Raw genomic sequence first — 26,297 nt, 5'->3', positions numbered from 1 at the left:
CGGCTATTCCGCCCATTCCCGGTCGGCGGTGAAGGCGATGGTCAGCCAGCGATCGGGGCCTTCATCGCCGAGGGCATCGCCGATCTCGTCGCGCAGCCGGTCCCATGCCTCGATGGTTTTCGCGGGCAGGCCGGGCGGCACGATGAAATAGAGCTCGATCTGCATCAGGCGGCCGACCTTGGCGACATAGGCGCGGTAGGACACGAAGCCGTGCCTGGCCACGGTGTCGCGGGCGACTTCGTCGACATGCGTCTTGAGGGCTTCCGGCGTGATCAGCAGGATGTCGGAGAAGGCTTGGCGGACGGTGCCGATGGGCATCGGGATGATGATCAGGCAGACCAGCGCCAGCACGGCGGGATCGACAAAGGGCGCGATCCAGGCAAGCTCGGTGCCTTCGACCAGGCTGCCGCCGATGAAGGCAACCAGCAGGGCCGCGGTGATGCCGCCGGACATCATCCACGCGGTGACGTCGAGGGTGACGAAGTCGGACTGGATGGTCCGGTTGGCGCGGTTGCCGATGAACGCCATGGTCAGGCAGGCGGCGAGCGTCACCGCCGCATAGACGATGGCGAAGTCGAATTCGAGCTGGCGGCCGCCGGCCAAGAGGTTGGCGATGGCGTTGATCAGGGCGTAGATCGACACGCTCATCAAGACGATGCCGTTCATGCCCAGGACGATGGGCTCAAGGTGCCAGAAGCCGAGCGAAAAGCGCTTGTGCAGCCGGCGATTGTGGTTGGCATTGCTGGTGATGAGCCGCGCGACGATCAACGCCAGGATGGTCATGGTCGCGTCGGCGAGGGAATAGGCGCCATCGAAGGCGATCGAGGACGAACCGCTTAAGACGCCGAAGGCAATGCCGAACAGCGCGACGACGAAGGTCACGGCGATGGAAATCCGAAGGAGCTTCGTTTCGCTGAGCATGGCGCCGGTTATGGAATGGCGCGGAGACGATGTCTATCGGCAGCCGCCGGCGGCTGTGGCCAGCCGGCGATTGCGGGCCGTCCGTCAGATGCTCTTGCCGTTAGATGCGAGGCGGAAGCTTTCGCGTCCGCCGCTCGGCACGACGATCATCTGCTTGACCTTGCCCTGCTTGAAGGCGGTGAGGAAACGCTTGTAGTCGGCGAAGGCGACGCAGCCATGCGACTCCTCGCGGCCGCCGCGCAGCAGGTAGCTGTGGGTCAGGAAGCCGTCGCGGCCATATTTGTTCTTGCCGTCGACGGGCAGCATGCGGATCGCCTCGACTCCGTGGAAGCGGCTTTCGCGCATCCTGAGGTTATAGGTGTGGGGCGGGGTCGGGCCGTTCATCTTGACGTGCACGTAGCGCGGGTTGTCGGCCATGTTGCCGATGCCGGAATGCGCCTCGAGCACGCTGCCGTCGGGCATGTAGACCTTGGCAGCGCTGATGTCGTAGACGGCGACGCCATTGCCGGCCCTGGTCTTGCCGCCGAACATGTTGCGCAGCGACTGGCCAAGGGTGCTGCCTGGCTTGTCTTCCGGGACCTCCGGGCGGGCATAGGCGAGCTTCTCAGGCTTCTTCGTTTCGCGCTTGCCGGCGACTTCCGGAGCATCCGCCTCGGGCTCGCCGGCGTCCGCCTCGGCGGGCCTGGCTTGCGGGCGCAGCTCCGGCCGGGGGGCCGCGGACGGGGTCTCGGCATAGTCGGGCAGGGCGGCTTCCGCTTCGGCCTGTGCCGCGGCGAGGTCCTCGGAAGGACCGGTCAGCAGCGTGGAGAGCGCGGTGTCGGTGGCGCCTCCCGGCGAAGGATCGGCATAAGCGAGCATCGTCGGGTGCTGCGTCGTCGAGGCGGGCAGCGGCACGTCCTGGCTGGGCGCTGTTGCGGCGATGCGTTCTGGCGCGGCCTTGTCGACCGAGGCGAACAGGCTGGCGAGCGTCTTCGAGCTGAGATCGGCCTGCCTTGCGATGGTGTCGAAGCGGGCGGCATGGCCGGATGGGGGGGCGATGCCGGCATGGCGGGCGGATTTGCCCAGGCTGCCGGCCAGGCTGGCCGTGGCGACCGGCCTGTCATCCTTGGCCGTGATCCGGGGCTTGGCGGCGGCGACCAGTCGCGACGCCTTGTCGGTGCTGACATAGGCCGTGGGCCACGCCTTGGCGACCTTGACCACGTGGACCTGCGGCTTGGGCGCGAAATGGGTCGCATCGAAAGCGCGGGTGTTGCCCATCGCCACCATGCCGGCCATCGACCACGCGGCCACGCCCGCAAAGGCGGTGCCGAGGGAAGCGATCAGCAATGGACGCAAAAGACGGCCAAGAGGCCGAAAATAAACGGTTTTACTCACTAACGCGTAGCAGACCAGTCGTCCCGCAAACGTCGTACGGCCGGCGAGCGACCGCAGTGCGTGATTTCCGGAATGTCCCCAACTCGACAGAACGATGGAGAAAGGATGGACAAATATGGTTAAATTTTGCTTTGCGCCTGCAGTCGCGTCAGGAACACCGTGTTGGCGGGCCGATACGGCACCCCGAAAGCATTTGCCGTTTGGGGTGGGATGGCCTACATAGCGCGCAAATCTCCGTTCACCTGAAGCAGGATACGCGCGCGTGGCACGCCAGTTCATCTATCACATGTCGGGACTGACCAAGTCCTACGGCACCAAGAAGGTGCTGGATAATCTCAACCTGTCGTTCTACCCGGACGCCAAGATCGGCATCTTGGGCCCCAACGGCGCCGGCAAGTCGACCGTGCTCAAGATCATGGCCGGCCTCGACAAGGAATGGTCGGGCGAGGCCTGGCTGGCTGACGGTGCGACCGTCGGCTACCTGGCGCAGGAGCCGCATCTCGACCCGGCCAAGACCGTGTTCGAGAACGTCATGGACGGCGTCGCCAAGAAGACCGCCATCATCGAGCGCTACAACGAGCTGATGATGAACTACTCGGACGAGACCGCCGACGAAGGCGCGCGTCTGCAGGACGAGATGGACCGCCTCAACCTCTGGGACCTGGAACAGCAGGTCGAGATGGCGATGGACGCGCTGCAGTGCCCGCCCGCCGATTCCGAGGTGACCCAGCTGTCGGGTGGCGAGCGCCGCCGCATCGCGCTGTGCCGCCTGCTGCTCGAGCAGCCCGACCTGCTGCTGCTCGACGAACCGACCAACCATCTCGACGCCGAGACGACGGCGTGGCTGGAAAAGCACCTGCGCGACTATCCGGGCTCGGTGCTGATCATCACCCACGATCGCTACTTCCTCGACAACGTCACCGGCTGGATCCTCGAGCTCGATCGCGGCCGCGGCATCCCTTACGAGGGCAATTACACCAAATATCTCGACGCCAAGGCCAAGCGCCTGATCCAGGAAGGCCGCGAGGACGATTCGCGCCAGAAGGCGATCTGGCGCGAGCGCGAGTGGATCGCGTCCTCGCCGAAGGCGCGCCAGACCAAGTCGAAGGCCCGTATCAAGGCCTATGAAGAACTGGTCGAGCAGTCGCAGAACCGCAAGCCGACCGACACCCAGATCGTCATTCCGGCTGGCGAGCGGCTCGGCAATGTCGTCATCGAGGTCGAGGGCGTGAACAAGGGCTACGGCGACGAGCTGCTGATCGAGGACCTGAACTTCAAGCTGCCGCCCGGCGGCATCGTCGGCGTCATCGGCCCGAACGGCGCCGGCAAGACCACGCTGTTCAAGATGATCACCGGCCAGGAAACGCCCGATAGCGGCTCGATCCGTGTCGGCGAGACCGTCAAGCTCGGCTATGTCGACCAGAGCCGCGACGCGCTCGACCCGACCAAGACCGTGTGGGAAGAGATTTCCGGCGGTGCTGAAGTCATCAAGCTCGGCAAGCACGAAGTGAACAGCCGCGCCTATTGCTCGTCGTTCAACTTCCGCGGCGGCGACCAGCAGCAGAAGGTCGGCAATCTGTCGGGTGGCCAGCGCAACCGCGTCCACCTCGCCAAGATGCTGAAGAACGGCGGCAACGTGCTGCTGCTCGACGAACCGACCAACGATCTCGACACCGAAACGCTCGGCGCGCTCGAAGACGCGCTCGAAGCCTATGCCGGCTGCGCCGTCATCATCTCGCACGATCGTATGTTCCTCGACCGCATGGCCACCCACATGCTCGCCTATGAAGGCGACGCGCATGTCGAGTGGTTCGAGGGCAACTTCGAAGAGTATGAGAAGGACAAGATCCGCCGCCTCGGCGCGGAGGCCGCCGCCCCGCACCGGATGAGCCACAAGCGCCTGACGCGCTGATCTCCTGGACTTTCATTACGCCCCGCTCAAAGCGGGGCGTAATTCGTTTCGGGATCGAATGTCCTGCAGGCGTATTCGAAGCGCTCCTGCTGGCGTAGACTGGGCTTCGGCGAATCTGCGGCGGGGCAGGTTTCGCGACGGATTTCAGGCATCGGACGGTTTTCATGCATCGCGTCATCATCAGCGGCATCGGCGTTGAAATTCCTGATGCATCGATCAGCAACGACGAACTGGTCGAGAGCTTCAACGCCTGGGCCGACATCGAGAACGCCAGGCGCTTGTCGGTGGGCGAAGAGCCGATCAAGAAGTCGGACAGCGACTTCATCGTCTATGCGTCTGGGGTGAAAAACCGCCATGTGCATACGCTCGACGGCATTCTCGACCCCGAGCGCATGGCGCCGCGCATCGCGCCGCGGGCCGACGATGCGCTGTCGGTCGAAGCCGAGTTCGGCGTCGCCTCGGCGCGAAAGGCGCTCGACCATGCCGGGTTGACCGGCGCGGACATCGACATGGTCATCTGTGCCGCATCGCACCAGCAGCGGCCCTATCCGGCGATCTCCATCGAGATCCAGAAGGAACTCGGCATCGAGGGCGCGGCCTTCGACATGAGCCTCGGCTGCTCGTCGTCGGCAGCGGCGCTGCACGTCGCCTTCAACCTGGTGCGCTCGGGCGGCCAGAAGCGGGTGCTGATCGTCACGCCCGAGATCATCACCGGCCATCTCAATTTCCGCGACCGGCAGACACATTTCATCTTCGGCGACGCCTCAGTGGCGATGGTGGTCGAGGCGATCGGGCCGAAGGAGACGCGGCCGGGGCGGTTCGAGATCCTCGACACGCGCAACTGGACCCAGTTCTCCAACAACATCCGCACCAATTTCGGCTTCCTGCTGCGCGCCGGCCAGGAACACACCTCCGTCGTTACGATGGAGGGCAACATGATCAAGCAGGTCGGCAACAAGGTGTTCAAGGAGGTGACGCATGCGGCGCACCGCTTCATCACCGCCTTCCTTGCCGACCACGGCATGACGCCCTCCGATGTCAGGCGCTACTGGCTGCACCAGGCCAATGCGCGGATGAACGCGATGATCCTGAAGCTGGCGCTGGGCCACGAGGCCGACCAGGACACCGCCCCGATGGTGCTGGAACGGCTGGGCAATACGGCGGCGGCAGGCGCCATCATCGCGCTCAAGGAAAACCACGAGGACATGAAGCCGGGCGAGCACGGTCTGATCTGCGCCTTCGGTGCCGGTTATTCGATCGGCGGCGCGCTGGTGCGGATGCACTGACGCATCAGTCCGGGTGATCCCGGGATCAGGCTTTTTGTCTGGATTTTCTGTTGCCTGGTCGGCATGGTGCCGCCTCACATTGAGAGGCGAAAGATGCTCGATCCGACACTGCGCAGGGAAGACGAACCTGAAATCCTGCCCGGCAGGAAGCTCGCTGCGCGGGTCGCCGGCATCTACACCGCGCCATCGGATCATTTCGTCACGCGCGCCGTGGAGACGCTGCCGCTCGGCTTCGAAGGCATCGGCGGCGATTTTCATGCCGGCCACACCCGCCGCTCAGGCGGGCGCGAGCCGTGGTATCCGCGCGGCACAGAGATGCGCAACGAGCGCCAGCTTTCGATCGTGGCGCCGGACGAACTCGCCATCGTCGCCGGGCGCATGGGGCTCAGCGAGATCAAGCCGGAGTGGATCGGCGCCAATCTCCTGCTCGACGGCGTGCCGATGCTGTCGATGCTGCCGTCGGGCACCATGCTGTTCTTCAAGGGCGGCGTGACGATCAAGATCGACGGGCAGAACGCGCCGTGCCGCATCGCCGGGCGCTCGATCGCCGAGCATGCGGGCATGGCCGACCACGATGCCGGCTCGCTGATGTTCCCCAAGGCGGCCAAGCGCCTGCGCGGGCTGGTGGGCTGGGTGGAAAAGCCCGGCGCGATCTTCGCCGACGAAGAGGTCTCGGTGCGCGTGCCGGAGCAGTGGATCTACAGGGCGTAGCCCGTCAGCGAGGGAGGCTGGCATCCGTGAGGGGGCCAGCCGCAGAGGCCGCAGTCTTCTTGATGGTGGTGACCTTGTAGACCTTTCCCGTCTTGTCGTAGGTCGTCCATTCTCCGACCTGGACGCCTTTGGAAAAATGGCCGGAGCGCAGTTTCGTGCCGTCCTTGCGGAACCATTCCCAGTAGCCGTCGGCCTGGCCGTCGCGCGTTTGACCAACGATCCACAGGCTGCCGTCCTTATGATGATGGCGGTAGGGCTCGATGCTTTCCGTCATGCGCCTGCTCCTCTCAAGCTGCGATGGCCGTGGAGGAAAGCAGAGATGGTGCGCGCGAGCAATGGGGCGGCGCGGGTCGCGTCCGGACCGGGATGGCTGAACAAAACAAGCAAGTTGTCGGAAGTCGCACCTGTCGTTCGTCCTTTGGCTGAAGAGTGCGAGAAGTGGATACCTGACCATGAAAACGATCGCGGCAATCGGAGGCTTCAAATGACCCCCACCATCACGGCCTTCGAGCGGTCGCCCGACCGTGGCAGGGGACAGGCGCGCGACATGCGTGTTCGCTGGGCGCTCGAAGAAGTCGGCCAGTCCTACGACGTTCGCCTCGTGTCGTTCCCTGAATTGAAGAAGCCCGCGCATCGCGCGCTTCATCCTTTCGGGCAGATCCCGACTTATGAGGAGGGCGATCTCGTGCTGTTCGAATCGGGGGCGATCGTCTTGCACGTCGCCGAACGTCATGCGGGTCTGTTGCCGGACGATGCCAACGCCCGGGCTCGCGCGATCACATGGATGTTTGCCGCGCTGAGCACGCTGGAGCCGCCGATCGTCGATCGGGAAATCGCGCGGCTCGTGGAACGCGACGAGCCGTGGTTCGCGCAGCGCATGCCGATCGTCGAGGATCGTATCCGTGGCCGATTGGGCGAGCTTTCCGTTCGCCTCGGCGATGCCGGCTGGCTTGACGATGCATTCAGCGCCGGCGATCTGATAATGGTAATGGTGCTGCGCCGCTTGAACGGATCGGGGTTGCTGGAGGAATATCCCAACCTTGCCGCCTACGTTGCCCGCGGCGAGGCGCGGCCGGCTTTCAAGCGGGCATTCGCTGCCCAGTTGGCGGTGTTCACCGCCGCATCGACGGGCTGATTGCACTCTGCTCCCTAGACATCCTCGTCATCGGGATCGAGCAGGCGGGTGGCGCGCCAGCGGGTGAGGGTGGCGTTGATCTGGTCGATGACGAAGAAGCGGGCGGAATCGCGGTCGTAGCCCTCCGACAGCAGCTTTTCGTAGTCGCTGTGGGCATGTCGGACATGGGCGATGGTCGCCAGCCAGACGGCGATGGACGGCGGCAGCGTCTTCATGTGCACGGCCAGCGCGTCGGCGCGGATGACCTCGATGTCGGCGTAGGGCGCCAGCGGCAGCAATGCAGTCAGCGACTTGGCAACGGCGCGGCGGCGGCCGGTCGGCGCATTCATGCACGGCCTTCCTTGACGGGACGCGCAGCGTCGGGGAAGGCATCGACGGATGCGAAATACGGCTTCAGGTCGATGACCGGCGTGCCGTCGAGCGCGTCGATGGCATCAATCTCGATGCGGCCGGCATCAACGTCGAGCGCAACGATGCGGGCAACATGCATTCCTATCGGGTTTGGCCGGGCAGGCGAGCGCAGGGCGAAAACGCCTTTGGCGTCAGATGCATGACGTGGTTTCTGAACAATCAGATTCCGCGGCGCCTTCTCGAACCAGCTCAAGATGACGACGTGGGTGAAGCCAGCCAGCCCGGCGAGGCCCGGCCGATAGAGCGTGTCGACGGTCACGCTTGCGCCGCCGCCGCGCTCGCGCGCTGCATCCATGTTCTTGGGGCATTCCTCGCGCAGCTTCCACGGCGAGGCGATGCGGCCGATGAAGACGAGACTGGCGTCGCCCGGCTGGCTGGCAGGATCGACCGACAACGCCACTTCGCCCTCGCGTTGTTCGAACATCTGCATGGCGTCCTCCCACCGTCGCGCCATTTTCTTGCCCGCATGCGACATTGGGCGTTGCAATCACTCGCTTCGTCACATAAAGATATGTTTATGTCTTTTGGCGAGAACCAAAGCCGATGCACGTTACGCTCGACACCATGGTAGATACCTTGAAGGCGGCCGCCGAATCCAGCCGCCTTCGCATCCTGACGCTGCTTTCGCGCGGCGACCTGACGGTTTCCGACCTGACCGAAATTCTCGGCCAGTCGCAGCCGCGCGTGTCGCGTCATCTCAAGCTGCTGCTCGAGGCAGGCCTGATCGACCGCTACCAGGAGGGCTCGTGGGCCTTCTTCCGCCTCTCCGACGCCGACCAGGCGCGCGGCTTCGTGCAGGGTCTGGTGTCGGGCATCGACACGGGCGACGGCCAGGTGGTGCGCGACTTCGAGCGCCTCGTCGACGTTAAGCGCAAGCGGCAGGAGAGGGCGGCTCATTATTTCAGCGCCAATGCCGCGAGCTGGGACGAGATTCGCACACTGCATGCGCCTGACAGGGCCGTCGAGGCGGCCCTGCTGAAGCTGGTCGGCAAGCGGCCGTTCCAGTCGATGCTCGACCTTGGCACCGGCACCGGCAGGCTGCTCGAAATCTTTGCGCCGCTCTATCGCCGTGGCGTCGGCATCGACATGTCGCGCGAGATGCTGGCGGTGGCGCGTGCCAATCTCGACAAGGCGGGCGTGGCGCATGCGCAGGTACGCCAGGGCGACATCTTCTCGCCGCCGGTCGAACGCGACGCCTTCGATCTCGTCACCGTCCACCAGGTGCTGCATTTCCTCGACGATCCGGCCCGCGCCATCCAGGAGGCGGCACGCCTGCTGCGCCCGTCGGGGCGGCTGGTGATCGTCGATTTCGCGCCGCACGGCCTCGATTTCCTGCGCTCCGAGCATGCGCATGCCCGCCTCGGTTTCTCGGACCGGCAGATCGCCGACTGGCTCGCCGAGGCAGGGCTGGAGCTCGACGATACGCAGGAGTTCGAGCCACGCGGATCGTCCAAGGCCAGCCTGACCGTCAAGCTTTGGCTGGCGCATGACCGCCGCCAGCTGATCGCCGAACCAACTCCAGACATTCAAGCCGTAAGGGAAACCGCCTGATGAACCAATACCCCCTGTCCAGGCGTTCCGACATCGGCAACAAGATCCGGGTGTCGTTCGAGTTCTTTCCGCCCAAGAATGACGAGATGGAGGCGCGGCTGTGGGACACGGTGACCAGGCTCGAGCCGCTGAAGCCGCAGTTCGTGTCGGTGACCTACGGTGCCGGCGGCACGACGCGCGAGCGCACGGCGCGCACGGTGAAGCGCATCCTGCAGGAATCGACGCTGACGCCGGCCGCACACATGACCTGCGTCGACGCCACGCGCGAGGAGGTCGACCAGGTGATCGCGGAGTTTGCCGCCATGGGCGTCAAGCGTTTCGTGGCGCTGCGCGGCGACCCGAAGGAAGGCGTGGGCGCGGCTTACCAGCCCCATCCGGGCGGCTATGCCAACGGCGCCGAACTGGTGGGTGCGCTGAAGGCGCAGGGCGATTTCGACATCTCGGTCTCGGCCTATCCGGAAAAGCACCCCGAAAGCCCCGACTTCGCCACCGATTTCGACATGCTGAAGCGCAAGGTCGACAAGGGCGCGACACGGGCCGTTACCCAGTTCTTCTTCGACAACGACCTTTACGAGCGCTATGTCGAGCGTGCCCGCAAGGCCGGCATCTACATTCCGATCGTGCCGGGAGTGCTGCCGATCCACAGCTTCGCGCAGGTGGCGAACTTCTCCGCGCGCTGCGGGGCGCATGTGCCGCACTGGCTGGCGGAGCGATTCGAGGGACTGGACAGGGACCCGCAGACGCATGCGCTGGTGGCTGCGGCAGTGGCGGTCGAGCAGGTGCTCGATCTCGTCGAACGCGGCGTCAGCGACTTCCATTTCTACACGATGAACCGCGCCGACCTCGTGGTGGCGGTGTGCCACATGATCGGCATCCGGCCGCAGCCGGCGGTGCAGGGCTCTGCGGCCGCCTGAGCGGCTGCCCAAGAAGCTGCAAAGTAGTTTGCGCGCCCGCGGATGGGCAGCGCTGTAGAACCAAAAAGGCCGGGACATTCATCCCGGCCTTTTCGAAGCTGTCCACCTTAGAGGTGCTATCGTCTTCCGCCGTCTAGCGGCCTTTTATGGAAGAACTCCAACGATGAGCGCGCCGATAAAAGCAAACGCGGCGCAAATCATGAGTGCATTGATTGACCTAGTCAGTCCCATGCATAGCCTCCTCTGCGCAAGCCACAGGCCGGAATCTAGGGTCATTTCGGTCACACACAAGCGAAAAATGTGCTGCATTGCGACAAGATTGTGAGAAATGCGACGCATTCTCCGCTCTTAGCCTTTGGTTTTGTTTACCAAAACGGCCGGCCAAGGTTGTGGAGAAATTGTGGCAAACTCCTAGCCCGCAGCGGCTGCCCGGCGCCTGAACAGGCGTCCGTCGATGGTGACGAGCCCCAGCGCGATCAGCGCCATGCCGCCCAGTTCGAAGACCTCGAGGCGTTCTCCAAGGAAGGTCACGCCGAGCAGGATGGCGCTCGCCGGCACGACCAGGGTGACCAGCGACGTGTTGGTGGCGCCCGCCGAGGCGACCAGGCCGAAGAACAGCAGATAGGCACAGGCTGTCGAAACGAGCGCCAGGGCGAAGACGGCCATCCAGGCGCCGCTGCTCGCCGCAAACAGGCCGCCGGTCCCATGCACGGCGAGCACGACCGGTATCATGATGATGGTGGACGCGGTGAGCTGGCCAGTCGCCACGACTGCCGGCGGCACGCCCCTGAGTCGCCGCGCCACCATCAGCGCAAGGGCGTAGGACAGCGATGCGCCGATGAGCGCCAGCTTGGCCCAGACCGGCCCGCCGAGACCGGCGATCAGCCCGGGCCCGATCATCACGGCAGTGCCCAGTATGCCGAGCGCGATGCCAGCGAGCTTGTTCCAGTTCAGCTTCTCGTCGGTGGTCATCATGTTGGCGATGACCAGCGTCCAGAACGGCGTGGTGGCGTTGAGCACCGAGGCGAGGCCGGCGCCGATCTCGGTCTGGCCGACAAAGATCAGCGAGAAGGGAATGACATTGTTGACCAGCGCCAGCCCGAACAGTGTCGCTGCCAGCGGCAGGGCAAGGCGGAAGGAAGGGCCGCGGACGAGCAGATAGAGGTGCAGCGCGCATGCGGCGATCATCACGCGGAACAGCACGAGCTTGAGCGGTGCGATCTCGGCCACTGCGATATGGACGAAAAAGAACGAGCCGCCCCAGATGACCCCCAGGAGCAGCAGCCTTGCCCAATCGCGTGCACTCATTTCGGCTTCCTTCTTCGCTTCGTCACATTCGACAGCTACGCGCGGTTCTCGGGTAGGGCCACCCGAATCCAAAAGGTGACGCAACGCTCCTGCCAAACTCGCTCGGGTTGCATCATCGGCGGCTTGGTTTAGATTTCGGCCGGCAACGAGGAGCATCCATGCAGCGATTCGAGAACGCCCGCGAGGCCGCATTGGCGCTCCGTCCGGATGCCCCGGTCTATTGTTTCCGGCCCGAAGTGCTCAAGACCGATGCCAGGAACTTCATGGAGATGTTCCCCGGCAGGACCGCCTATGCCGTCAAGACGAACGGCGAGCTGATCGTGCTCAAGACGCTGGTCGAGGCCGGGGTGACGATGTTCGACGTGGCATCGCCCGGCGAGTTCGCGGCGGTGCGGGAGGTCTCGGCCGAGGCCGAAATGATCTACATGCACCCGGTCAAGGCGCAGTCCGACATCAGGCTGGCGCTGGAGACCTATGGCATCCGGGTGATCGCCGTCGACCATGAGGACGAGATCAACAAGCTCAACCGCGTGGTGCGGGCGCTCGACATCGATCCCGGTGCGATCACCGTGTTCGTGCGCGTGCAGACCAAGGGCTCTGCGGCCTACGAGCTGTCGAAGAAGTTCGGCGCAGGGCCGGCCAATGCCGTCGAACTGGCCGAGCGGCTCAACCGCAACGGCTACAAGGTGGGGCTGTGCTTCCATGTCGGCAGCCAGATCGAGGATCCCGACACCTACGAGCGCGCGCTGGCGTCGGTCGACTGGGTGCGCAACCGCGTGTCGTTCGATCTCGCCGGGCTCGACGTCGGCGGCGGCTTCCCGGCCGAATACGGCCATGATCCGAACAGCAAGAAGCCGGCGATGCCGTCGATCGGGCAGATCATGTCGCGCTTCCGCGGCGACCTGAAGGAATACAATTTCGACGAGATGCCGCTGGTGGCCGAGCCGGGCCGGGTGATCGTGGCGCGCTGCCTGTCGCTGATCGTGCGGGTGCTGTTGCGCAAGGGCAGGCGGCTCTACATCAACGACGGCATCTGGGCGTCGCTGTCGGATTCCTGGACCGGCAAGATCACGCTGCCGGCGCGCTTCATCCCGGATCCGGCGATCCGCACGCGCAATGGCGACGCCGGCAGCATCGTGCCGTTCAAGGTGTGCGGCGCGACCTGCGATTCCGTCGACATCCTGTCGCGGCCGTTCTGGCTGCCGGAGACGATCGACACCGGCGACTGGATCGAGATCGGCCATATCGGCGCCTACTCGCTGTCGCTGCGCACGCGCTTCAACGGCTTTTATCCCGACACCTTCGTCGAGGTGACGACGCCCTTCGACGAGGGCGAGGCGCCCGTCGGGCTCGCCAGCCTGGAAACGATGGCTGACTGAGGCTAACGCGGCGAGCAGGGCAAGGCGCGGCTTGAATTTCCGGGTGGCTGCTCCGATCTTCGCTACTCGCTACTCGCTACTCGCTACTCGCTACTCGCTACTCGCTACTCGCTACTCGCTACTCGCTACTCGCTACTCGCTACTCGCTAAGTGACCATTCGCATGCGCATTTTCCTTCTCGGCGGTACCGGCTTCATTGGCAGTCACGTGCTGCGGCGGCTTGTCGAGGCCGGACATGAGGTCATCGGCCTGGCCCGCTCGGAGACCTCGGCAGATCGCCTGAGGGCTGCAGGGGCGGTGCCGCTGCGCGGCGACTTGCGCGCGCCCGCGCAATGGGTGGCGGAGATACCGGCGGTGGACGGGGTCATTCATGCCGCGTCGGACTTCGGCGACGACATGGGGCCGGTCGAGACCGCGTTGCTCGACGCGCTGCAACCCGTCCTGGGGGCAATGCCGAAGCCGCCGCGCTTCATCTACACCGGCGGCTGCTGGCTGTTTGGCGCCACCGGTGAACGGGTGGCCACCGAAGACAGCCCGTTTGCGCCGCTGCCGGCGTTTGGCTGGATGATCGACAACATGCGGCGCGTGCTCGATGCGCCGGAGGTTTCTGCTGCGGCGATCCATCCGGCGATGGTCTATTCGGCAGCAGGCGGGGTGTTTTCCTCGTTCATGGAAGCGATGCGGGACGGAGTGCCGATCGATGTCATCGGTTCGGAGCAGGTGGTCTGGCCGCTGGTCCATGCGGAGGATCTGGCCGAACTGTACTTGCGGGTGCTCGAAAAGGCACAGCCCGGTTCGGTCTACAACGGCTCGGCCATCGACGGGCTTGCCGTCGCCGAGATCGTGGCGGCAGTGGCTCGGCAGATGGGGACGGAGCGTCCCGACATTCGCATCGTCAGCGCCGACCGTGCGGCGGAACGCCTTGGCGAATGGGCGCGGGGCTACGCCATCAGCCAGCGGCTGAGCGGGGGAAAGGCGCGCCGCGAGCTTGGCTGGAAGCCGGTGCATGGCGACGCGGCGACGTTGTTTAGCGAGTAGTGAATAGTGAATAGTGAATAGTGAAGGGGAGGTTCCAACGGCAAGACGTTGGTAATCCTTCCCTATTCCCTATTCCCTATTCCCTCACAGATTCGCCAACAGTTCGTCCGTCGGCCAGCCGTCGACCGGCAGCTTGAGGCGCATCTGCTCCTGGCGGATGGCTTCGCGGGTGTTGGTGCCGAGGATGCCGTCGATGCCGCCGACATCGTAGCCCTTGTCGTGCAGCTTCTGCTGCAGTGCCTTCATCGCGTCGCCGGTCAGGCCGGCGTCGGGATTGCCGCGCTCGAAGGCCGGCTGGCCGGCGAGACGGGTGGCAAGGTTCGCGGCCGTCAGCGTGTAGGTCGCCGACTGGTTCCATTCGAGGTAGACGTCGTAATTGTCGTAGGTCAGGAAGGCGGGGCCCTTGCGGCCCATCGGCAGGACGATGCCGGCCTTGAGGCCGGTGTCTTTCAGCGCGGTGCCGTCGCGCATGGTGACGCCCATCGCCGCCCAGCGGGAGAGCGGCTGCTTGTTGGTGCGGCCGGTTTCTTCCCAGGCCATTTCGGCGGGCACGCGGACTTCCTCGATCCAGGGTTCGCCTCGCTTCCAGCCGCGCGACTGGATCTTCTTGCCGGTGGTGAGGATGACGTCGGCCGGGGTGTTGCGCAGGTCGACAATGCCGTCGCCGTCGCCGTCGACGCCGCGCGCCAGGTAATCGGACGGCAGGATCTGGGTCTGGCCGATTTCGCCGGCCCAGGCGCCCTTGACGTCGGCGGGCAGCACGTTGCGGTCGATCAGGGTCAGCAGCGGCACGACCTGCGGCCGGAATAGCGTCGGGCGACGGCAGTCATGGGCCAGCGTGACCAGCGCGTTGAGTGCGTTGAAATTGCCCTGCACCGCGCCGAAGTCGGTTTCCAGCGCCCAGAAGGCGGCAATCACGGGGCCGGGCACGCCGTAGTCCTGTTCGGCCTTGGCGAAATACTGGCCATATTTCTGCAGATTGGCAGCTCCGTGCTTGAGCCGGTAGTCGCTGATCATGCGTTCGGAGAACTGGGTGAAGGTCTGGGCGAACACGCCCTGGGCGCGGTCGCGCTCGAGCACCTTAGGGTCGATGGTGGCGTTTGCCAGCGCCGACAGGCCCTTCTCGCCGACGCCGGCGGCGCGGGCTTCGTTGGCTAGGTTCTGCTTCCAGGTGGCGAAATCGTCGCCGCATTCCGAGGTTACGATCGGAGCGCCCTGGGGCACTGCGGCGGTTTCCTGCGCGATCGCAGGCATTGAGGCGGTGGCTAACAGGGCGGCGGCCAGCGCTTTGCTCAGCAGATTCATTGGGCAGGTCTCCTGCTTGGCCCGTCATTTCGGGTTCTTGCCTTCGCCGGATGGCGACATGCAGGCAGACGGCCAAGTCGATGTCTCTGCCGCGCCTTCTACAGAACCGGGGCGAGGGCCGCACCCCCTCTTGTTGTCGCATCTGCCATGCGAAATATGCAGCCCGGCGGTGCAGGCAGGGCTGGTCGTAGGCTATCTCGTGTTGGCGGCGAGCCACTTCTTCCAGTGCGCTTCGGTGCCGTTGAACACGTTGATGTCGGCGTCGCCCCTGATGCCGGGCACGACACCGGTACCGGTGTACTGCCAGAAGGTGAAGGGGTGGCTGCCGTATCGCGAGGTCGGATGGCCGGCGACGGAACGCAGCCAGTAGGGATAGCCGCGGAAGGTCGACAGGTCGTTGTCGTCGAAGAAGTCGATCGAGGTGTAGATGATCGGTTTCTTGCCGTAATGCTTCTCGACCATTTCGAGGAAGATCTTCATCTCGCTGCGCACCGTGGCCGCCGGCGGGCGGAGCTTGCAGGACGGCGACAGCGGGTTCCATTCCATGTCGAGGATCGGCGGCAGCGACGAGCGCTCATTGGGCACATTCTGGATGAACCAGCGCGCCTGCTCGGCCGCCGGCCGGCAGAAATAATAGAAGTGATAGGCGCCGCGCGGTACGCCGGCAGCCTTGGTCTCACGCCAATGTTCGCCGAAATAGTCGTCGACGCGGTCCCCGCCCTCGGTCGCCTTGATGAAAGCGAAGGAGATGCCGCTGCCCTTGGCCTGCTGCCAGTCGATCGAGGTCTGGTACTTCGAAACGTCGGTGCCGTGGACGGCGTAGGTCCAGGGCGCGCCGCTTTCCCACTGGTGTGGATCGCTGTCGCTGAAGCGCGGGTTCTTGACCGAAACGCTGGCCATGGTCGTCGACTTGCCGGCGGGGGCAAGCGACAAGGTGTCGGAAGTCGAGCAGGCGCCGAGAAAGGCGAGCAGCAAAAGAGCCGGAGCGCGGCGCATTACCTCTCCTTGCGGCCAGACGGGGCTGGCCAGTGCATATCGTTGCGGGGTCGGCCTCGCGGCCGGATGTTAGCCTGATGGACCGGCGGTTTCCCCAAGACACCGCGCATCCCCTCCTGTGATCGCCGATCATGGTTGATAAACCGTTGATCGCGCTCGACAGCCTCCGGGATTTGCGTGAGGAATGACGGCAATTCCATGGCGGAAGCAAGATGGCGGGGCGGGGGACGGCAATGCGCATGGTCGGCAAGATCCTGAAGTGGCTGGTGGCTCTTGTCGTGGCGGCGGTCGCAGGGCTCTCGGCATGGCTCTATTTCGCGCCGCCGGCACTGATCCGGGTCGGCTCGGGCTATGCCGCCAAGATCGTCTGCTCCAACGTGTTTATTGCAAATCGGGATGCCGGCGAGGTGCTGGCCGACGATGTCCAGGCGCCGGGGCATCCGCTGCTCCGACTGATGGCGGTGGATGTCGACGACAGTGCGGGCACGGTGCGGGCGGGGCTGTTCGGCATCTTCGGCCGGGGGTTGGCAGTGGTGCATGACGGTGCCGGCTGCAGCAATGTGCCGGATGGCGATGTCGCGGCGGCAGCGCTCGGGGCGATTCCGGCGGCGACCGCGGCCAAGAGCGACGGGCTGTGGCCGGAGGGCGACAAGGTCGATGCCTCGCAGGACCCGGCCATCGCGGCGATCCTGGACGACGCCGGGCTGGCAGGCCCGGGCATGCGGGCGATCGTGGTGGTGCAGAACGGACGCATCGTCGGCGAGCGCTATGGCGAGGGTTTCGGTCCGGGGACGCCGCTGCTGGGCTGGTCGATGACCAAGACGGTGACGGCGGCGATCATCGGCACGCTGGTCGGCGACGGCAGGATGTCGGTCGACAAGACCGGGCTGTTCGAGGCGTGGAAGGCGGACGGCCGCAACGCCATCAGCCTGGCGGACCTCATGGCGATGTCGAGCGGGCTGGAGTTCAACGAGGATTATGGCGACGTCACCGACGTCACCCGCATGCTCTATCTCGTGCCCGACATGGCGAGCTTCGCGGCGGCCAAGCCGCTGGCCGGCGCTGTCGGCAAGGTGTTTTCCTATTCCAGCGGCACGACGCTGATCCTATCGCGGCTGTGGCAGGATGCGGTCGGCGATCCCGCCACGGCATTGGCTTGGCCGCAGGAAAAACTGTTCGGGCCGCTCGGCATGACGAGTGCGGTGCTGGAGGCCGATGCGCGCGGCACCTTCGCCGGGTCGTCCTATCTCTACGCCACGGCGCATGATTGGGCGCGCTTCGGCCAGTTCCTGCTGCAGGACGGAGCATGGAACGGAACGCGCGTTCTGCCGGAGGGCTATGTCGCCTGGATGCGGGAGGCGGCACCCGCCTCGAACGGCGACTATGGCCGTGGCCAGCTCTGGCTGCGCGGACCGGAGGGCGGCTCGCCCGAAGGCGAGGATCCCGACGCCGGCTTCGACCTGCCGTCGGACACGTTCTGGATGCAGGGTCATGACGGCCAGACGGTGGCGATGGTGCCGTCGGCCGGGCTGGTGGTGGTGCGCATGGGGCTCACACCCTCCAAGCTGCACTACAAGCCGCAAGCCATGCTCGCGGCATTGGCGGCGGCGCTCAAATAGGCTTCGGTCCGTCGACGACGACCAGCCAGGCATAGCCGCGGTACAGCGGGGCAAAGCGAAAGCTCTTGCCGGCTGCCTGGGCCTGGCGTGCGATCTCCGTCGCCAGGCTCTCGCGCGGCGAGACGTGGAATTTTCCAAGCCAGCCGCGAAGCAGGTTGCGGAACCATCCGGGCAGGCCTTCCTGCTGGCCGAAGTCGACGATGTGGACCGAGCCGTCCGCCACGGAAAGCGCCGCCGACACCGAGCGTTCCCAGCCCGGGATCATCGACAGGGCGTAGGAAACGAAGACTCGGTCGAAGCCGCTGCGGCCGAACAGGGCGGCGGCGTCGAAGGCGGTCGCGTCCGCCTGGGCCAGCGATATACGGTCCGACAGGCCGGCCCGGGCGATCGACGCCCTGGCGGTGGCCAGCATCTCGGCGGAAATGTCGAGGCCGTAGAAATGAGCGTTGGGAAAGCGGCGGGCGGCGAGGATCAGGTTGCGCCCGGTGCCGCAGCCCAATTCGAGCACCGTGCCGCCGACGGGCGGGGACAGTTCCGCAATCATGCGGTCGCGACCGAGCAGGTAATATTTGCGCGTCAGATCATAGATATGGCGCTGACGCCGGTAGACGCGGTCCATCAAGCCGGAGTGATTGGTCGAGACATCGGGCGCGCTCATCAGGGCTTCTTCACATAGAGGTGGAAGCCGCCATAGATCGCCGAACGGTCGCGAGCGGTGAAATCGCGCGACATCTCGTCGGCGTAGCTCCACTGGTCGAGCAGGGCAGGCGACAGCCGGCCGGGAAGCAGGCTCGGCTCGGCGGCGGTGCGGAAGATGACGCGCGCGCCGGGAGCTGCCGTGCGGGTGATTTCGGTCCAGAGCGCGTTGAGCTGGGCGTCGCTCATCCAGTCCTGAGCGTCGAGCAGGACGTAGCGATCGACCGTACCGGCGTCCTTGCCGGTGAGCAGTTCGGTGAAGTTGGCGTGGTGGATTGCCACCTTGTCGGCATTGGCGCGGATCGTCGCGTAATTGGCCTGTTCGAGATAGGCGGGCAGGGATGCCTCGCCGGGCTCGGGGTAGCGGCGGGCAAAGGCCTGCCAGGCGAAATAGTTGTTTTCCAGCGGGAAGTCGCAGGCGAGCTTTTCCAAGCGCGCCCGAAGCACGCCGGCCATGGAGCCGTCGCCCGAGGTCAGCAGCGAGTCGTATTGCGCGGGCGGGATGCCGAGGCCGAACAGCGACGACTTTCGCGACGTGATCCAGCGCAGGGCGCGGCGGTCGAAGATCGGGGCAAGGTGTTCGTCGAAGAAGCGGCGCTGCTCGGCCCGATTGCCGGTCGCCATGATGCCGGCTGGATCGACGCCGTAGAGCCTGGCGGCGCGGTGGCCGGCGGCGATGAACAGGCCAAGCAGTCCGGTCTTGTAGAAATTGGTGTCGAAGGTCGCGATACGCCGCTTGCCGCGCCAGTTGCGCCGCTCCCAGTAGCCGCGGGTGGCGGTGTCGAGGTGTGGGGCGATGAAGCGGTCATAGGCATGCGAGTTGTGCTCGGTGCCAGCGGTGCCGAAGAAGCGGAACAGGTCGGCCTGCGAAGGCAGGTGCCGGACGGCGGCCAGCTTCATCTTGTTGAGGGCGATGTGCGCGGCATTCAGGTCGACGGCATCGATCTTCGCCGGCGAGCGGGTGAGGTAGGCGAGGATGTTGCAGCCGCCGGAGGCGATGGTGACGATGCGGTGGCCCTCGGCGAGTTGCATCGCTTCGATGTCGACGTCGGGATCTTCCCAGATCTGGGGGTACACCAGGCCGGAAAACAAAAGCGCGAACAGGCGCTCGGAAAGCCCTTCCCTGGAAAGCGGCCGGTTCTGGTAGACAGCCTTTCCAACTTTCTTGCCGCGACGAAAGACAAGTTCTCCGGAAACGTCGGTCATGGAAATGCGATTCCCCGCTTCGTTGTTGGCCGCGGGGTAGCGCACCGGCGTGACAGCGCGGTGACGCGCCAATGACGCCTGTGCGACATCCCACGCTGCCCGGGAATGTGACAGCGGGACTCCGAACGTTATGAAACCGCGCCCGGCCCCATGCATTTCTTCTCCGACGCCCGCCTGACGGGCCGTTACGCAAGGAGATTGTCATGAAGAAGCTCATTCTTGGTTCGGTCGCTGCCCTCGCACTGCTTGGCGTCGCCGCCTGCAGCGACACCGACGACACGACCACGCAGAGCGTGCAGCCGCCCGCGACCGAAGAGCCGGCACCGGTGACGCCAGCACCCGCGACGCCCGAGGCGACCCCTCCGGCTACCGACAACTCGACGACGCAGAGCATCACGCCGACGCCGGAAACCGGTACTGGCGGCGACATGCAGAACAGCGAGCCGACGCAGCCGAAGCCGGTCGAACCGGCAGCCCCGGCTCAATAAGCGGCGACCGACAAGCCAAGCGAAGGGCCGGAGCAACTGCTCCGGCTTTTTCTTTGATATCAGCGCGAGACGCGCGCGCGTCGGCCGAGCGCCACGATGGCAATCACCGCGAGTGCGAACAGCACGGTTTCGCTGCCGACATGTTCCTTGAGCAGGAAGGCCGAAATCGCCAGGGTGACGAAGGACTGCAGCAGCTGGACCTGGCTGACCCGGGCGATGCCGCCCATGCCGAGGCCGACATTCCAGGCGAAAAAGCCAAGGAACATCGAGCCGAAGCTCAGATAGAGGAACGAAAAGGTGGCGGCGGCCGAAGCGTTGGAGAATTCGGGATGCCAGCTCCAGATGGCGGCCGGGATCGAAATCGGTGCCGTCAGGATCAGCGACCAGCAGATCACTTCCCAGCCCGGCATGTGGCGCGCCAGCTTGCCCGACACGACATAACCGAGGCTGGCGGATAGCGCGGCGAGAAACAGGAACAGATCGCCGGTCGAGAGGGTCATGCCATTGTCGCGCATGGCGAACGCCACCACCAGTGCCGCACCCACTACGCCGCAAATCCAGAACAGCACCGACGGGCGCTCGCCGCCGATCAGAGCCGCAAATATGCTGGTGATCAAAGGCAGCACGCCGAGGACGACGCCGCCATGCGAGGCCGGGACCGTCTGCATGGCGATCGACGAAAAGATCGGAAAGCCGAATACCAGCAGGAGGCCCGCGAGGAACAGAGCAGGCGCATCACCCCTGGGAAGGCGCTTGCGCAGGATGACGAGTAGCAGTGCCGCGGCAAGGGACGCCATGGCGGCGCGTCCGTGGGTGACGAACCAGGGCGAAAAGGTCGTGAGGGCGACCCGCGTCGCCGGCAGGGTCCCGCCGAAAATGACGACGCCAAGCGTGCCCAGAGCGAGCCCCATGGTCTCGCGGGAAATCCTGGAGGTCGACTGGGTGGCGTTGCGTGCGTCCATGGCGCAACCGTTAGCGGGGCCGGGCTTTCGCGTCGTGGATTTTCCGTTGGTCCAGAGTTTTGGTCCAGGGATTACAGCGCCGACAAAGTTATGCCTGGGGCGCAATGGCATCTCGCATTTGCGAATGTTTCATCCTAAGAAGCGGCCATGTCGATTTGGGACCGCCTCGGCGACTTCATTGCGCGTATCTCGGCGTCGGCGGCAAACGGCGTGGCCGATGTCGTCGAGGCTGTCAGAACCGTCTTTTCAGGCGATGCCGAGTTGCGCCGCCGCGTCGCCTTTTCGGTGGCGATGATCGCGCTTTCGGCCAAGATGGCCAAGGCGGACGGCGTGGTGTCGCAGGACGAGGTTCGCGCCTTCTACGAGATTTTCGCGGTTCCGCCCGAGCATGCGCGCGACGTGGCGCGCCTCTACGACATCGCCCAGCAGGATGTTGCCGGCTTCGAGCTCTACGCCCAGCGCATGGCCCGGCTGTGCGGCTCGGGCCATACCAACTGCGGCATGCTGGAGGACATTCTCGACGGGCTGTTCCACATCGCCAAATCGGATGGAATGCTGCACCAGCGCGAGGGCACTTTCCTGCATCGGGTGTCGGAGATCTTCCGCATCGAGGAATCCCACTACCAGACCATCCTGGCGCGGCATCTCGATCTCGGCGAGGCCGATCCATACCGGGTACTCGGCATCGAGCGCGGAAAATCGTTCGAGGATGTGCGCAAGCACTATCGAAAGCTTGTCGCCAACAACCATCCCGATAAGCTGATTGCACGCGGCCTGCCGGAAGAGTTCATCCGAATCGCCACGACGCGCATCGCCGCAATCAATGCGGCCTACGAAATGATCGAAAGGGGGCTGCGGCACGCATGAGCGGTTTCCAACCCGACCACCCGCATGCCGAGGTCCGGCTTTCGCCTAATTTCGGGCTGCGGCGTGAGGGTGTGAAGCCTGACATGATCGTGTTGCACTACACCGGCATGGAAACCGGGGCGGGCGCTGAAGCCTGGTTGTGCGACCCGGTGAGTGAGGTGTCGTCGCACTACCTCGTGCACGAGGACGGCCGCATCGTGCAGATGGTGCGCGAGAGCGACCGGGCCTGGCATGCCGGCAAGAGCTCCTGGCAGGGCCAGACCGACATCAATTCCTGCTCGATCGGCATCGAGATCGTCAATCCCGGCCATGCCTTCGGCTATCGCTCTTTTCCAAGGCGGCAGATGGAGGCGGTCGTCGCGCTTTGCCTCGGCATTGCCGGGCGTCACAATGTGCCGCCAGAACGCGTGCTGGCGCACTCGGATGTGGCGCTGGGGCGCAAGGTTGACCCGGGCGAGAAGTTTTCGTGGCGCATGCTGCACGAGGCCGGCATAGGTCATTGGGTCGCACCTTCGCCGCGCAACGGGCGCCGCGAATTGCAACCTGGCGAGAGCGGCAGCGCTGTCGAGGAACTGCAGTCGATGCTGGCATTCTATGGTTACGGTGTCGAAATCACTGGCCATTTCGATGCGCAGACAGCGGTAACTGTCCAAGCTTTTCAACGACATTTCCGCACCAGCTGCGTCGACGGGGTGGCCGATGCCTCGACAGTTTCGACCCTGCGGCGGCTGCTTTCCTCCCTCGAAGGCAGCCTTGACTAGTCCAGGTGGCTGATTCGCCAGATTACAACCTGTCACCCTTTGTGACTTGCCCGGTCATTTTTCCCGCCAGTTCGCCCGTCACATGCATCCCCGTGCAAGGCGCCGGCTAATCCTGCAATGCCCCGAAGAGGGCCCCGGCGTCAGGAAGGGATGCTGCGCGATAGCTTTCGCGCGGCCTGTTCGAGAACAAGGATAACATGAAGAATCTGACCGTTGTTGCGGTGGCGTTAGCCGCCGGCCTGACTTCTTTTGCCGCTCACGCCCAGGACGGAGCAGTCAGGGCCTCGAAGGCGATCATCGAAACCACCAAAAACGCCAAGACAAACAAGGCTGCAGACGACTGCCCCTATCTCTTCGGTTGCAGCTCCAAGAAGGAAGCTGCCGTCGACAACTTCAAGACCGCCTCGATCGGCGCCAAGGGCGCCAAGACGCTCAAGGACCAGGCCGGCAAGACCGCCAAGGCAACCAAGTCGAATGCGCCGTTCGGCGAAATCGTCGCGCGCTATGCCTCTTCCTACGGCGTGCCAGTGTCGCTTGCGCATGCGGTGATCAGCGTCGAGAGCAATTATCGCCCGAACGCCCGCGGCAAGGCCGGCGAAATCGGCCTGATGCAGATCAAGCCGGCAACCGCGCGGATGATGGGCTACAGCGGCTCGGCCAAGGGCCTGTTCAACCCCGAGACCAACATCAAGTTTGGCATCAAGTACCTCGCCAAGGCACATGAACTCGCTGGCGGCACGACCTGCGGCACGATCCTCAGGTACAATGCCGGCCACGGCGCCAAGCGCATGAACCCGGTTTCTGCCGCCTATTGCAAAAAAGTACAGGCCCGTATCGGCAGCTAACGGCCCGAGGACAGGGATGGTTCCCGGGACGGCGCACGTTTTTGTTTGCCTTTTGCCGTGCGAACCATTCTATACGCCCTTGCCAGCTGGCCGGGCGGCCGCACCCGCAATCGCCGAAAGGCCGCGGGTGAGGAAAGTCCGGGCTCCATGGATACACGGTGCCGGTTAATGGCCGGCGGGGGCGACCCCAGGGAAAGTGCCACAGAAAGCAAACCGCCGCGGATTCCGCGGTAAGGATGAAAGGGTGGGGTAAGAGCCCACCGCGCGACTGGCAACAGGAGCGGCACGGCAAACCCCACCGGGAGCAAAACCGAATAGGGGTGGTACGAGGGGCGACCCTCAGGGCTGTTTCCGGCTCACCGCCCGGGTAGGTTGCGTGAGGCGCATGGCAACATGCGTCCAAGAAGAATGGTCGCCACGTTCCCGTGCCGCAAGGCGCGGGGGCCATACAGAACCCGGCTTACAGGCCAGCTGGCGCTGCCTTCAGCCATATGAATTCAGTGACTTGCGGCGATGTTCGCTTGTCTTGATTCAGCGCTTCGACGTTGTCCAGCCAAGGCAAACCTGCTGCTGTCGTTGAGTTCGGTGCGATTTGATCGTACCGTTGCCGCAAGCGGGAGCAGTGCCATGGGTCATGTCGACAAGCGCAGCATCACGCTGTCGCCCGAACTTGCCGCCGCCGTCGATGGTGCGGTCGATGCCGGTGAATACGCCTCAGCCAGCGAAGTCATCCGCGACGCATTGCGATTGTGGAAAGAGCGCCGCGACCTCTTCGGCTACACCCTCGAGGAATTGCGTGCCCTGATCCAGGAAGGCATCGATAGCGGGCCGGGTGAGGATGGCGCCAGCTTCATGGCGCGGCTCTCCGGCAAGTACGAGGCACTCGACAAACGCGAAGGCGGCCGATGAGCTATCGCCTGACGCCTCGGGCTATGGCCGATGTCGAGGCGATCGGCGACTACCTCGCGCAGCATAGTCCGTCGGCGGCGCTCCGGCTCATGACGCGTCTGTCGGATCGGTCGGAGTTGTTGGCAACTCAACACCTCGATCCGGCGCTTCGCGCGAGGATGTGCTGCCAGAAGTGCGGCACGTCGTCGAGGGTGAATACGTCACCTTCTACAAGGTGTCTGACGGGGAGGTAGTCATCTTCGAGTCCTCCACGGTCGCCGCAACATCACCAGTGACGAAGTGAAGTCATAGACACTTCACGCCGAAAGCCGGTCCAGCGAGGCCTGCATGGCGGCCCAGAGCTCTTCCACCGGTTCGCAGCCGACCGACAGCCTGACAAAACCCGGCGTCACTGCGTCGCCACGGCGCAGGCGCCGCTCGGCGACTGTGTGAACGCCGCCGAACGATGTTGCCGCATGCATCAATTCGCAGCCGTTGATGAAGTCCTCGGCCCTGGCTTCCGACCCGAGATCGAAGCTGATCAGGAAGCCGAAGCGCTCCATCTGGGCGCGGGCCAGATTGTGGGACGGGTCGTCGGCAAGGCCCGGAAAGCGCAGGCCGCCGACGGCTGGATGCTGCTGCAGCCTCTGGGCGATGACTTCGGCCGACGAACACATGCGGTCGAAGCGCAATTCGAGCGTCTCCAAGCCGCGATGGACGAGCCAGGCTTCGAACGGTCCCGGGATGCCGCCGGCGTTCTGCCGCCATTCGGCAATGGCGGTGATGATTTCCGGGTTGCGGCTGGCGACGTGGCCGAACAGCACGTCGGAATGACCGTTGGGCGCCTTGGTGTCGGCGGCGACGACGATGTCGGCGCCGAGGTCGAGCGGACGCTGGCCGAAGGGCGTCATGGTGGTGTTGTCGACCACCAACTGGCCGCCAGACTTGCGGACCGCGTCGGCCACGGCCGCTATGTCGCAGATGTCGAGCGCCGGGTTGGACGGGCTTTCCACGAAGACCAGCCGATAGCCGTCGAAGCCGCCGTCGAGGAATGACGATGTCGGCCTGACGTCGCAGGCAACGCCAAAGGCACCGAGGAAGCGGTCCGCCAGAATCCTGGTGGTGTGGTAGCCGTCCGAGGGCAGCAGAATGCGGTCGCCCGACTTGAGCAAGGCGAAAAACACCGCCGAGATTGCTCCCATGCCCGACGGGAAGCCCACGCAGGGGGCCTCTTCCAGATGCCCGAGCATTTCTTCGACCGCGTCCCAGACCGGATTGCTGAAGCGGCCGTACTGGTTGAAGCCGGTGGCGTCGCCGGGGGCGTGAAAGATCGCCGCCATGGTCAAGGGCAGGGGAATGGGATCGCCGACCGAGAGCCTGGCGCGGCGCAGATGGGCAAGCGAGGCGGCGCGGGAATTGGAAGCGTTGGTCATGGATGCGGACTTTCCGGGCAGGGACCTTCACCCCGACGCTAGGGCGACTGCTGCACCCGGGCAAGAGCGCTGGCGCGCTGGGCCAGTCGATAACCCTTCGTTAGCCTTAATGGACCATAAAAAACGGGACGCCGCGAAAGGGCCGGAAAGGCTGATCCAGGTGTGTAGTGTGCCTAGTTCCCGTTGACGCCCATATTACCCCATGTTATCCCAAATCGGTAACCATGATTTCGTTCCAGTAGAGGGTGAGGCGTTCGCCGATCCGGCAGTCGCGGCGACTGCGGATGGCGA

Annotated in this window: 26 protein-coding genes and 1 other RNA gene; 15 read left to right on the top strand and 12 right to left on the bottom strand. The window is 64.8% G+C overall.

All coding sequences use genetic code 11. The features are described from left to right. Positions 1-3: 3 nt before the first annotated feature. Entirely contained in the window at positions 4-921 is a 918-nt protein-coding gene (locus tag ASC75_RS01745) for a cation transporter (protein WP_055969812.1), read from the bottom strand. Between the two features lie 84 nt (positions 922-1,005). Beyond that, positions 1,006-2,247: a DUF2778 domain-containing protein gene (locus ASC75_RS01740; protein WP_055969809.1), complete on the bottom strand. Its 1,242-nt coding sequence runs from the start codon at positions 2,245-2,247 to the stop codon at positions 1,006-1,008. A 310-nt stretch (positions 2,248-2,557) separates the two neighbouring features. On the opposite strand from ASC75_RS01740, the gene ettA reads away from it, so the two are divergent. The 3 genes from ettA to ASC75_RS01725 all read left to right on the top strand — a co-directional run bounded on the left by ettA (position 2,558) and on the right by ASC75_RS01725 (position 6,204). After that, positions 2,558-4,207 (top strand): energy-dependent translational throttle protein EttA, encoded by a 1,650-nt coding sequence (gene ettA, locus ASC75_RS01735; protein ID WP_055969806.1) that lies wholly within the window; start codon positions 2,558-2,560, stop codon positions 4,205-4,207. Between the two features lie 164 nt (positions 4,208-4,371). Continuing rightward, a complete protein-coding gene (locus tag ASC75_RS01730; protein WP_055969802.1) occupies positions 4,372-5,493 on the top strand; it encodes a beta-ketoacyl-ACP synthase III in 1,122 nt (373 codons plus the stop codon). A 93-nt stretch (positions 5,494-5,586) separates the two neighbouring features. Next, positions 5,587-6,204 (top strand): molybdenum cofactor sulfurase, encoded by a 618-nt coding sequence (locus tag ASC75_RS01725; protein ID WP_055969799.1) that lies wholly within the window; start codon positions 5,587-5,589, stop codon positions 6,202-6,204. A gap of 4 nt (positions 6,205-6,208) precedes the next feature. Here ASC75_RS01725 and ASC75_RS01720 read toward each other — a convergent pair whose 3' ends face one another. Continuing rightward, positions 6,209-6,478, bottom strand: a complete 270-nt coding sequence (locus ASC75_RS01720) for a hypothetical protein (RefSeq protein ID WP_055969796.1) — start codon at positions 6,476-6,478, stop codon at positions 6,209-6,211. 210 nt (positions 6,479-6,688) lie between these two features. Here ASC75_RS01720 and ASC75_RS01715 point away from each other — a divergent pair, with 210 nt between their 5' ends. After that, the gene (locus tag ASC75_RS01715) at positions 6,689-7,339 is read left to right on the top strand and encodes a glutathione S-transferase family protein (RefSeq protein WP_055969793.1); all 651 of its coding nucleotides are present in this window, start codon (positions 6,689-6,691) and stop codon (positions 7,337-7,339) included. 14 nt (positions 7,340-7,353) lie between these two features. On the opposite strand, the gene ASC75_RS01710 is transcribed toward ASC75_RS01715, so the two are convergent. Both ASC75_RS01710 and tsaA read right to left on the bottom strand, forming a co-directional pair. Next, a complete protein-coding gene (locus ASC75_RS01710) occupies positions 7,354-7,668 on the bottom strand; it encodes a DUF2293 domain-containing protein (protein WP_055969790.1) in 315 nt (104 codons plus the stop codon). Beyond that, entirely contained in the window at positions 7,665-8,174 is a 510-nt protein-coding gene (gene tsaA, locus ASC75_RS01705) for a tRNA (N6-threonylcarbamoyladenosine(37)-N6)-methyltransferase TrmO (protein ID WP_184117364.1), read from the bottom strand. Before tsaA ends, ASC75_RS01710 begins: the two co-directional genes overlap by 4 nt. A 119-nt stretch (positions 8,175-8,293) precedes the next feature. Here tsaA and ASC75_RS01700 point away from each other — a divergent pair, with 119 nt between their 5' ends. Both ASC75_RS01700 and metF read left to right on the top strand, forming a co-directional pair. Continuing rightward, positions 8,294-9,301 (top strand): metalloregulator ArsR/SmtB family transcription factor, encoded by a 1,008-nt coding sequence (locus ASC75_RS01700; protein WP_055969784.1) that lies wholly within the window; start codon positions 8,294-8,296, stop codon positions 9,299-9,301. Beyond that, a complete protein-coding gene (gene metF / locus ASC75_RS01695; protein WP_055969781.1) occupies positions 9,301-10,215 on the top strand; it encodes a methylenetetrahydrofolate reductase [NAD(P)H] in 915 nt (304 codons plus the stop codon). Before ASC75_RS01700 ends, metF begins: the two co-directional genes overlap by 1 nt. A gap of 411 nt (positions 10,216-10,626) precedes the next feature. On the opposite strand, the gene ASC75_RS01690 is transcribed toward metF, so the two are convergent. After that, positions 10,627-11,523 (bottom strand): DMT family transporter, encoded by an 897-nt coding sequence (locus ASC75_RS01690; RefSeq protein ID WP_055969778.1) that lies wholly within the window; start codon positions 11,521-11,523, stop codon positions 10,627-10,629. A gap of 158 nt (positions 11,524-11,681) precedes the next feature. Here ASC75_RS01690 and ASC75_RS01685 point away from each other — a divergent pair, with 158 nt between their 5' ends. Next, the gene (locus ASC75_RS01685) at positions 11,682-12,902 is read left to right on the top strand and encodes an alanine racemase (RefSeq protein ID WP_055969775.1); all 1,221 of its coding nucleotides are present in this window, start codon (positions 11,682-11,684) and stop codon (positions 12,900-12,902) included. 162 nt (positions 12,903-13,064) lie between these two features. Continuing rightward, positions 13,065-13,940, top strand: a complete 876-nt coding sequence (locus tag ASC75_RS01680; protein ID WP_055969772.1) for an NAD-dependent epimerase/dehydratase family protein — start codon at positions 13,065-13,067, stop codon at positions 13,938-13,940. Between the two features lie 84 nt (positions 13,941-14,024). On the opposite strand, the gene ASC75_RS01675 is transcribed toward ASC75_RS01680, so the two are convergent. Further along, entirely contained in the window at positions 14,025-15,245 is a 1,221-nt protein-coding gene (locus ASC75_RS01675; protein WP_055969769.1) for a lytic murein transglycosylase, read from the bottom strand. A 192-nt stretch (positions 15,246-15,437) separates the two neighbouring features. Continuing rightward, positions 15,438-16,241, bottom strand: a complete 804-nt coding sequence (locus tag ASC75_RS01670) for a GH25 family lysozyme (RefSeq protein ID WP_055969766.1) — start codon at positions 16,239-16,241, stop codon at positions 15,438-15,440. 233 nt (positions 16,242-16,474) lie between these two features. On the opposite strand from ASC75_RS01670, the gene ASC75_RS01665 reads away from it, so the two are divergent. Beyond that, a complete protein-coding gene (locus ASC75_RS01665) occupies positions 16,475-17,860 on the top strand; it encodes a serine hydrolase (protein WP_055969763.1) in 1,386 nt (461 codons plus the stop codon). Here the strand turns inward: ASC75_RS01665 and ASC75_RS01660 are convergent. Beyond that, positions 17,853-18,518 (bottom strand): class I SAM-dependent methyltransferase, encoded by a 666-nt coding sequence (locus tag ASC75_RS01660; protein WP_055969759.1) that lies wholly within the window; start codon positions 18,516-18,518, stop codon positions 17,853-17,855. The two genes, ASC75_RS01665 and ASC75_RS01660, sit on opposite strands and share 8 nt — an antisense overlap. Continuing rightward, positions 18,518-19,762 carry a DUF3419 family protein gene (locus ASC75_RS01655; protein ID WP_055970610.1) on the bottom strand — a complete coding sequence of 415 codons (1,245 nt, stop codon included), beginning with the start codon at positions 19,760-19,762 and terminating at the stop codon, positions 18,518-18,520. Before ASC75_RS01655 ends, ASC75_RS01660 begins: the two co-directional genes overlap by 1 nt. Positions 19,763-19,965: 203 nt before the next feature. Between ASC75_RS01655 and ASC75_RS01650 the strand changes: the two genes are divergently transcribed. Beyond that, positions 19,966-20,250 carry a hypothetical protein gene (locus tag ASC75_RS01650; protein WP_055969756.1) on the top strand — a complete coding sequence of 95 codons (285 nt, stop codon included), beginning with the start codon at positions 19,966-19,968 and terminating at the stop codon, positions 20,248-20,250. A 59-nt stretch (positions 20,251-20,309) separates the two neighbouring features. Here ASC75_RS01650 and ASC75_RS01645 read toward each other — a convergent pair whose 3' ends face one another. After that, positions 20,310-21,212, bottom strand: a complete 903-nt coding sequence (locus tag ASC75_RS01645; protein ID WP_055969753.1) for a DMT family transporter — start codon at positions 21,210-21,212, stop codon at positions 20,310-20,312. A 147-nt stretch (positions 21,213-21,359) separates the two neighbouring features. Between ASC75_RS01645 and ASC75_RS01640 the strand changes: the two genes are divergently transcribed. The 5 genes from ASC75_RS01640 (at position 21,360) to ASC75_RS01625 (ending at position 24,594) form a co-directional block, all read left to right on the top strand. Then, positions 21,360-22,079 carry a DnaJ family molecular chaperone gene (locus ASC75_RS01640; protein WP_055969750.1) on the top strand — a complete coding sequence of 240 codons (720 nt, stop codon included), beginning with the start codon at positions 21,360-21,362 and terminating at the stop codon, positions 22,077-22,079. Further along, positions 22,076-22,840 (top strand): N-acetylmuramoyl-L-alanine amidase, encoded by a 765-nt coding sequence (locus ASC75_RS01635; protein WP_055969747.1) that lies wholly within the window; start codon positions 22,076-22,078, stop codon positions 22,838-22,840. The genes ASC75_RS01640 and ASC75_RS01635 overlap by 4 nt, the downstream gene beginning before the upstream one ends. Before the next feature lie 197 nt (positions 22,841-23,037). Continuing rightward, a complete protein-coding gene (locus ASC75_RS01630) occupies positions 23,038-23,685 on the top strand; it encodes a transglycosylase SLT domain-containing protein (protein ID WP_055969744.1) in 648 nt (215 codons plus the stop codon). Between the two features lie 82 nt (positions 23,686-23,767). Beyond that, positions 23,768-24,164, top strand: an RNA gene (gene rnpB / locus ASC75_RS03490) — RNase P RNA component class A. 148 nt (positions 24,165-24,312) lie between these two features. Then, positions 24,313-24,594 carry a type II toxin-antitoxin system ParD family antitoxin gene (locus ASC75_RS01625; RefSeq protein ID WP_055969742.1) on the top strand — a complete coding sequence of 94 codons (282 nt, stop codon included), beginning with the start codon at positions 24,313-24,315 and terminating at the stop codon, positions 24,592-24,594. A 296-nt stretch (positions 24,595-24,890) separates the two neighbouring features. On the opposite strand, the gene ASC75_RS01620 is transcribed toward ASC75_RS01625, so the two are convergent. Continuing rightward, on the bottom strand, positions 24,891-26,006 hold the full coding sequence (locus ASC75_RS01620) for a cystathionine gamma-lyase (protein WP_055969739.1): 1,116 nt from the start codon (positions 26,004-26,006) through the stop codon (positions 24,891-24,893). Between the last annotated feature and the right edge of the window lie 291 nt (positions 26,007-26,297).

Origin of the sequence: Aminobacter sp. DSM 101952 (genome assembly GCF_001424795.1) — a bacterium.
Taxonomy (GTDB): Bacteria; Pseudomonadota; Alphaproteobacteria; order Rhizobiales; family Rhizobiaceae; genus Aminobacter; species Aminobacter aganoensis.
The sequence above is the reverse complement of the archived record's forward strand: the minus strand, read 5'-3'. Positions and strand labels throughout refer to the sequence as shown.

Excerpts from the sequence above, each read along its gene's own strand:
- ASC75_RS01745 (WP_055969812.1), bottom strand. The coding sequence starts at position 921 with ATGCTCAGCGAAACGAAGCTCCTTCGGATTTCCATCGCCGTGACCTTC.
- ASC75_RS01730 (WP_055969802.1), top strand. The coding sequence starts at position 4,372 with ATGCATCGCGTCATCATCAGCGGCATCGGCGTTGAAATTCCTGATGCA.
- ASC75_RS01725 (WP_055969799.1), top strand. The coding sequence starts at position 5,587 with ATGCTCGATCCGACACTGCGCAGGGAAGACGAACCTGAAATCCTGCCC.
- ASC75_RS01720 (WP_055969796.1), bottom strand. The coding sequence starts at position 6,478 with ATGACGGAAAGCATCGAGCCCTACCGCCATCATCATAAGGACGGCAGC.
- ASC75_RS01715 (WP_055969793.1), top strand. The coding sequence starts at position 6,689 with ATGACCCCCACCATCACGGCCTTCGAGCGGTCGCCCGACCGTGGCAGG.
- ASC75_RS01710 (WP_055969790.1), bottom strand. The coding sequence starts at position 7,668 with ATGAATGCGCCGACCGGCCGCCGCCGCGCCGTTGCCAAGTCGCTGACT.
- tsaA (WP_184117364.1), bottom strand. The coding sequence starts at position 8,174 with ATGTTCGAACAACGCGAGGGCGAAGTGGCGTTGTCGGTCGATCCTGCC.
- ASC75_RS01700 (WP_055969784.1), top strand. The coding sequence starts at position 8,294 with ATGCACGTTACGCTCGACACCATGGTAGATACCTTGAAGGCGGCCGCC.
- metF (WP_055969781.1), top strand. The coding sequence starts at position 9,301 with ATGAACCAATACCCCCTGTCCAGGCGTTCCGACATCGGCAACAAGATC.
- ASC75_RS01690 (WP_055969778.1), bottom strand. The coding sequence starts at position 11,523 with ATGAGTGCACGCGATTGGGCAAGGCTGCTGCTCCTGGGGGTCATCTGG.
- ASC75_RS01685 (WP_055969775.1), top strand. The coding sequence starts at position 11,682 with ATGCAGCGATTCGAGAACGCCCGCGAGGCCGCATTGGCGCTCCGTCCG.
- ASC75_RS01680 (WP_055969772.1), top strand. The coding sequence starts at position 13,065 with ATGCGCATTTTCCTTCTCGGCGGTACCGGCTTCATTGGCAGTCACGTG.
- ASC75_RS01675 (WP_055969769.1), bottom strand. The coding sequence starts at position 15,245 with ATGAATCTGCTGAGCAAAGCGCTGGCCGCCGCCCTGTTAGCCACCGCC.
- ASC75_RS01670 (WP_055969766.1), bottom strand. The coding sequence starts at position 16,241 with ATGCGCCGCGCTCCGGCTCTTTTGCTGCTCGCCTTTCTCGGCGCCTGC.
- ASC75_RS01665 (WP_055969763.1), top strand. The coding sequence starts at position 16,475 with ATGCGCATGGTCGGCAAGATCCTGAAGTGGCTGGTGGCTCTTGTCGTG.
- ASC75_RS01660 (WP_055969759.1), bottom strand. The coding sequence starts at position 18,518 with ATGAGCGCGCCCGATGTCTCGACCAATCACTCCGGCTTGATGGACCGC.
- ASC75_RS01655 (WP_055970610.1), bottom strand. The coding sequence starts at position 19,762 with ATGACCGACGTTTCCGGAGAACTTGTCTTTCGTCGCGGCAAGAAAGTT.
- ASC75_RS01650 (WP_055969756.1), top strand. The coding sequence starts at position 19,966 with ATGAAGAAGCTCATTCTTGGTTCGGTCGCTGCCCTCGCACTGCTTGGC.
- ASC75_RS01645 (WP_055969753.1), bottom strand. The coding sequence starts at position 21,212 with ATGGACGCACGCAACGCCACCCAGTCGACCTCCAGGATTTCCCGCGAG.
- ASC75_RS01640 (WP_055969750.1), top strand. The coding sequence starts at position 21,360 with ATGTCGATTTGGGACCGCCTCGGCGACTTCATTGCGCGTATCTCGGCG.
- ASC75_RS01635 (WP_055969747.1), top strand. The coding sequence starts at position 22,076 with ATGAGCGGTTTCCAACCCGACCACCCGCATGCCGAGGTCCGGCTTTCG.
- ASC75_RS01630 (WP_055969744.1), top strand. The coding sequence starts at position 23,038 with ATGAAGAATCTGACCGTTGTTGCGGTGGCGTTAGCCGCCGGCCTGACT.
- ASC75_RS01625 (WP_055969742.1), top strand. The coding sequence starts at position 24,313 with ATGGGTCATGTCGACAAGCGCAGCATCACGCTGTCGCCCGAACTTGCC.
- ASC75_RS01620 (WP_055969739.1), bottom strand. The coding sequence starts at position 26,006 with ATGACCAACGCTTCCAATTCCCGCGCCGCCTCGCTTGCCCATCTGCGC.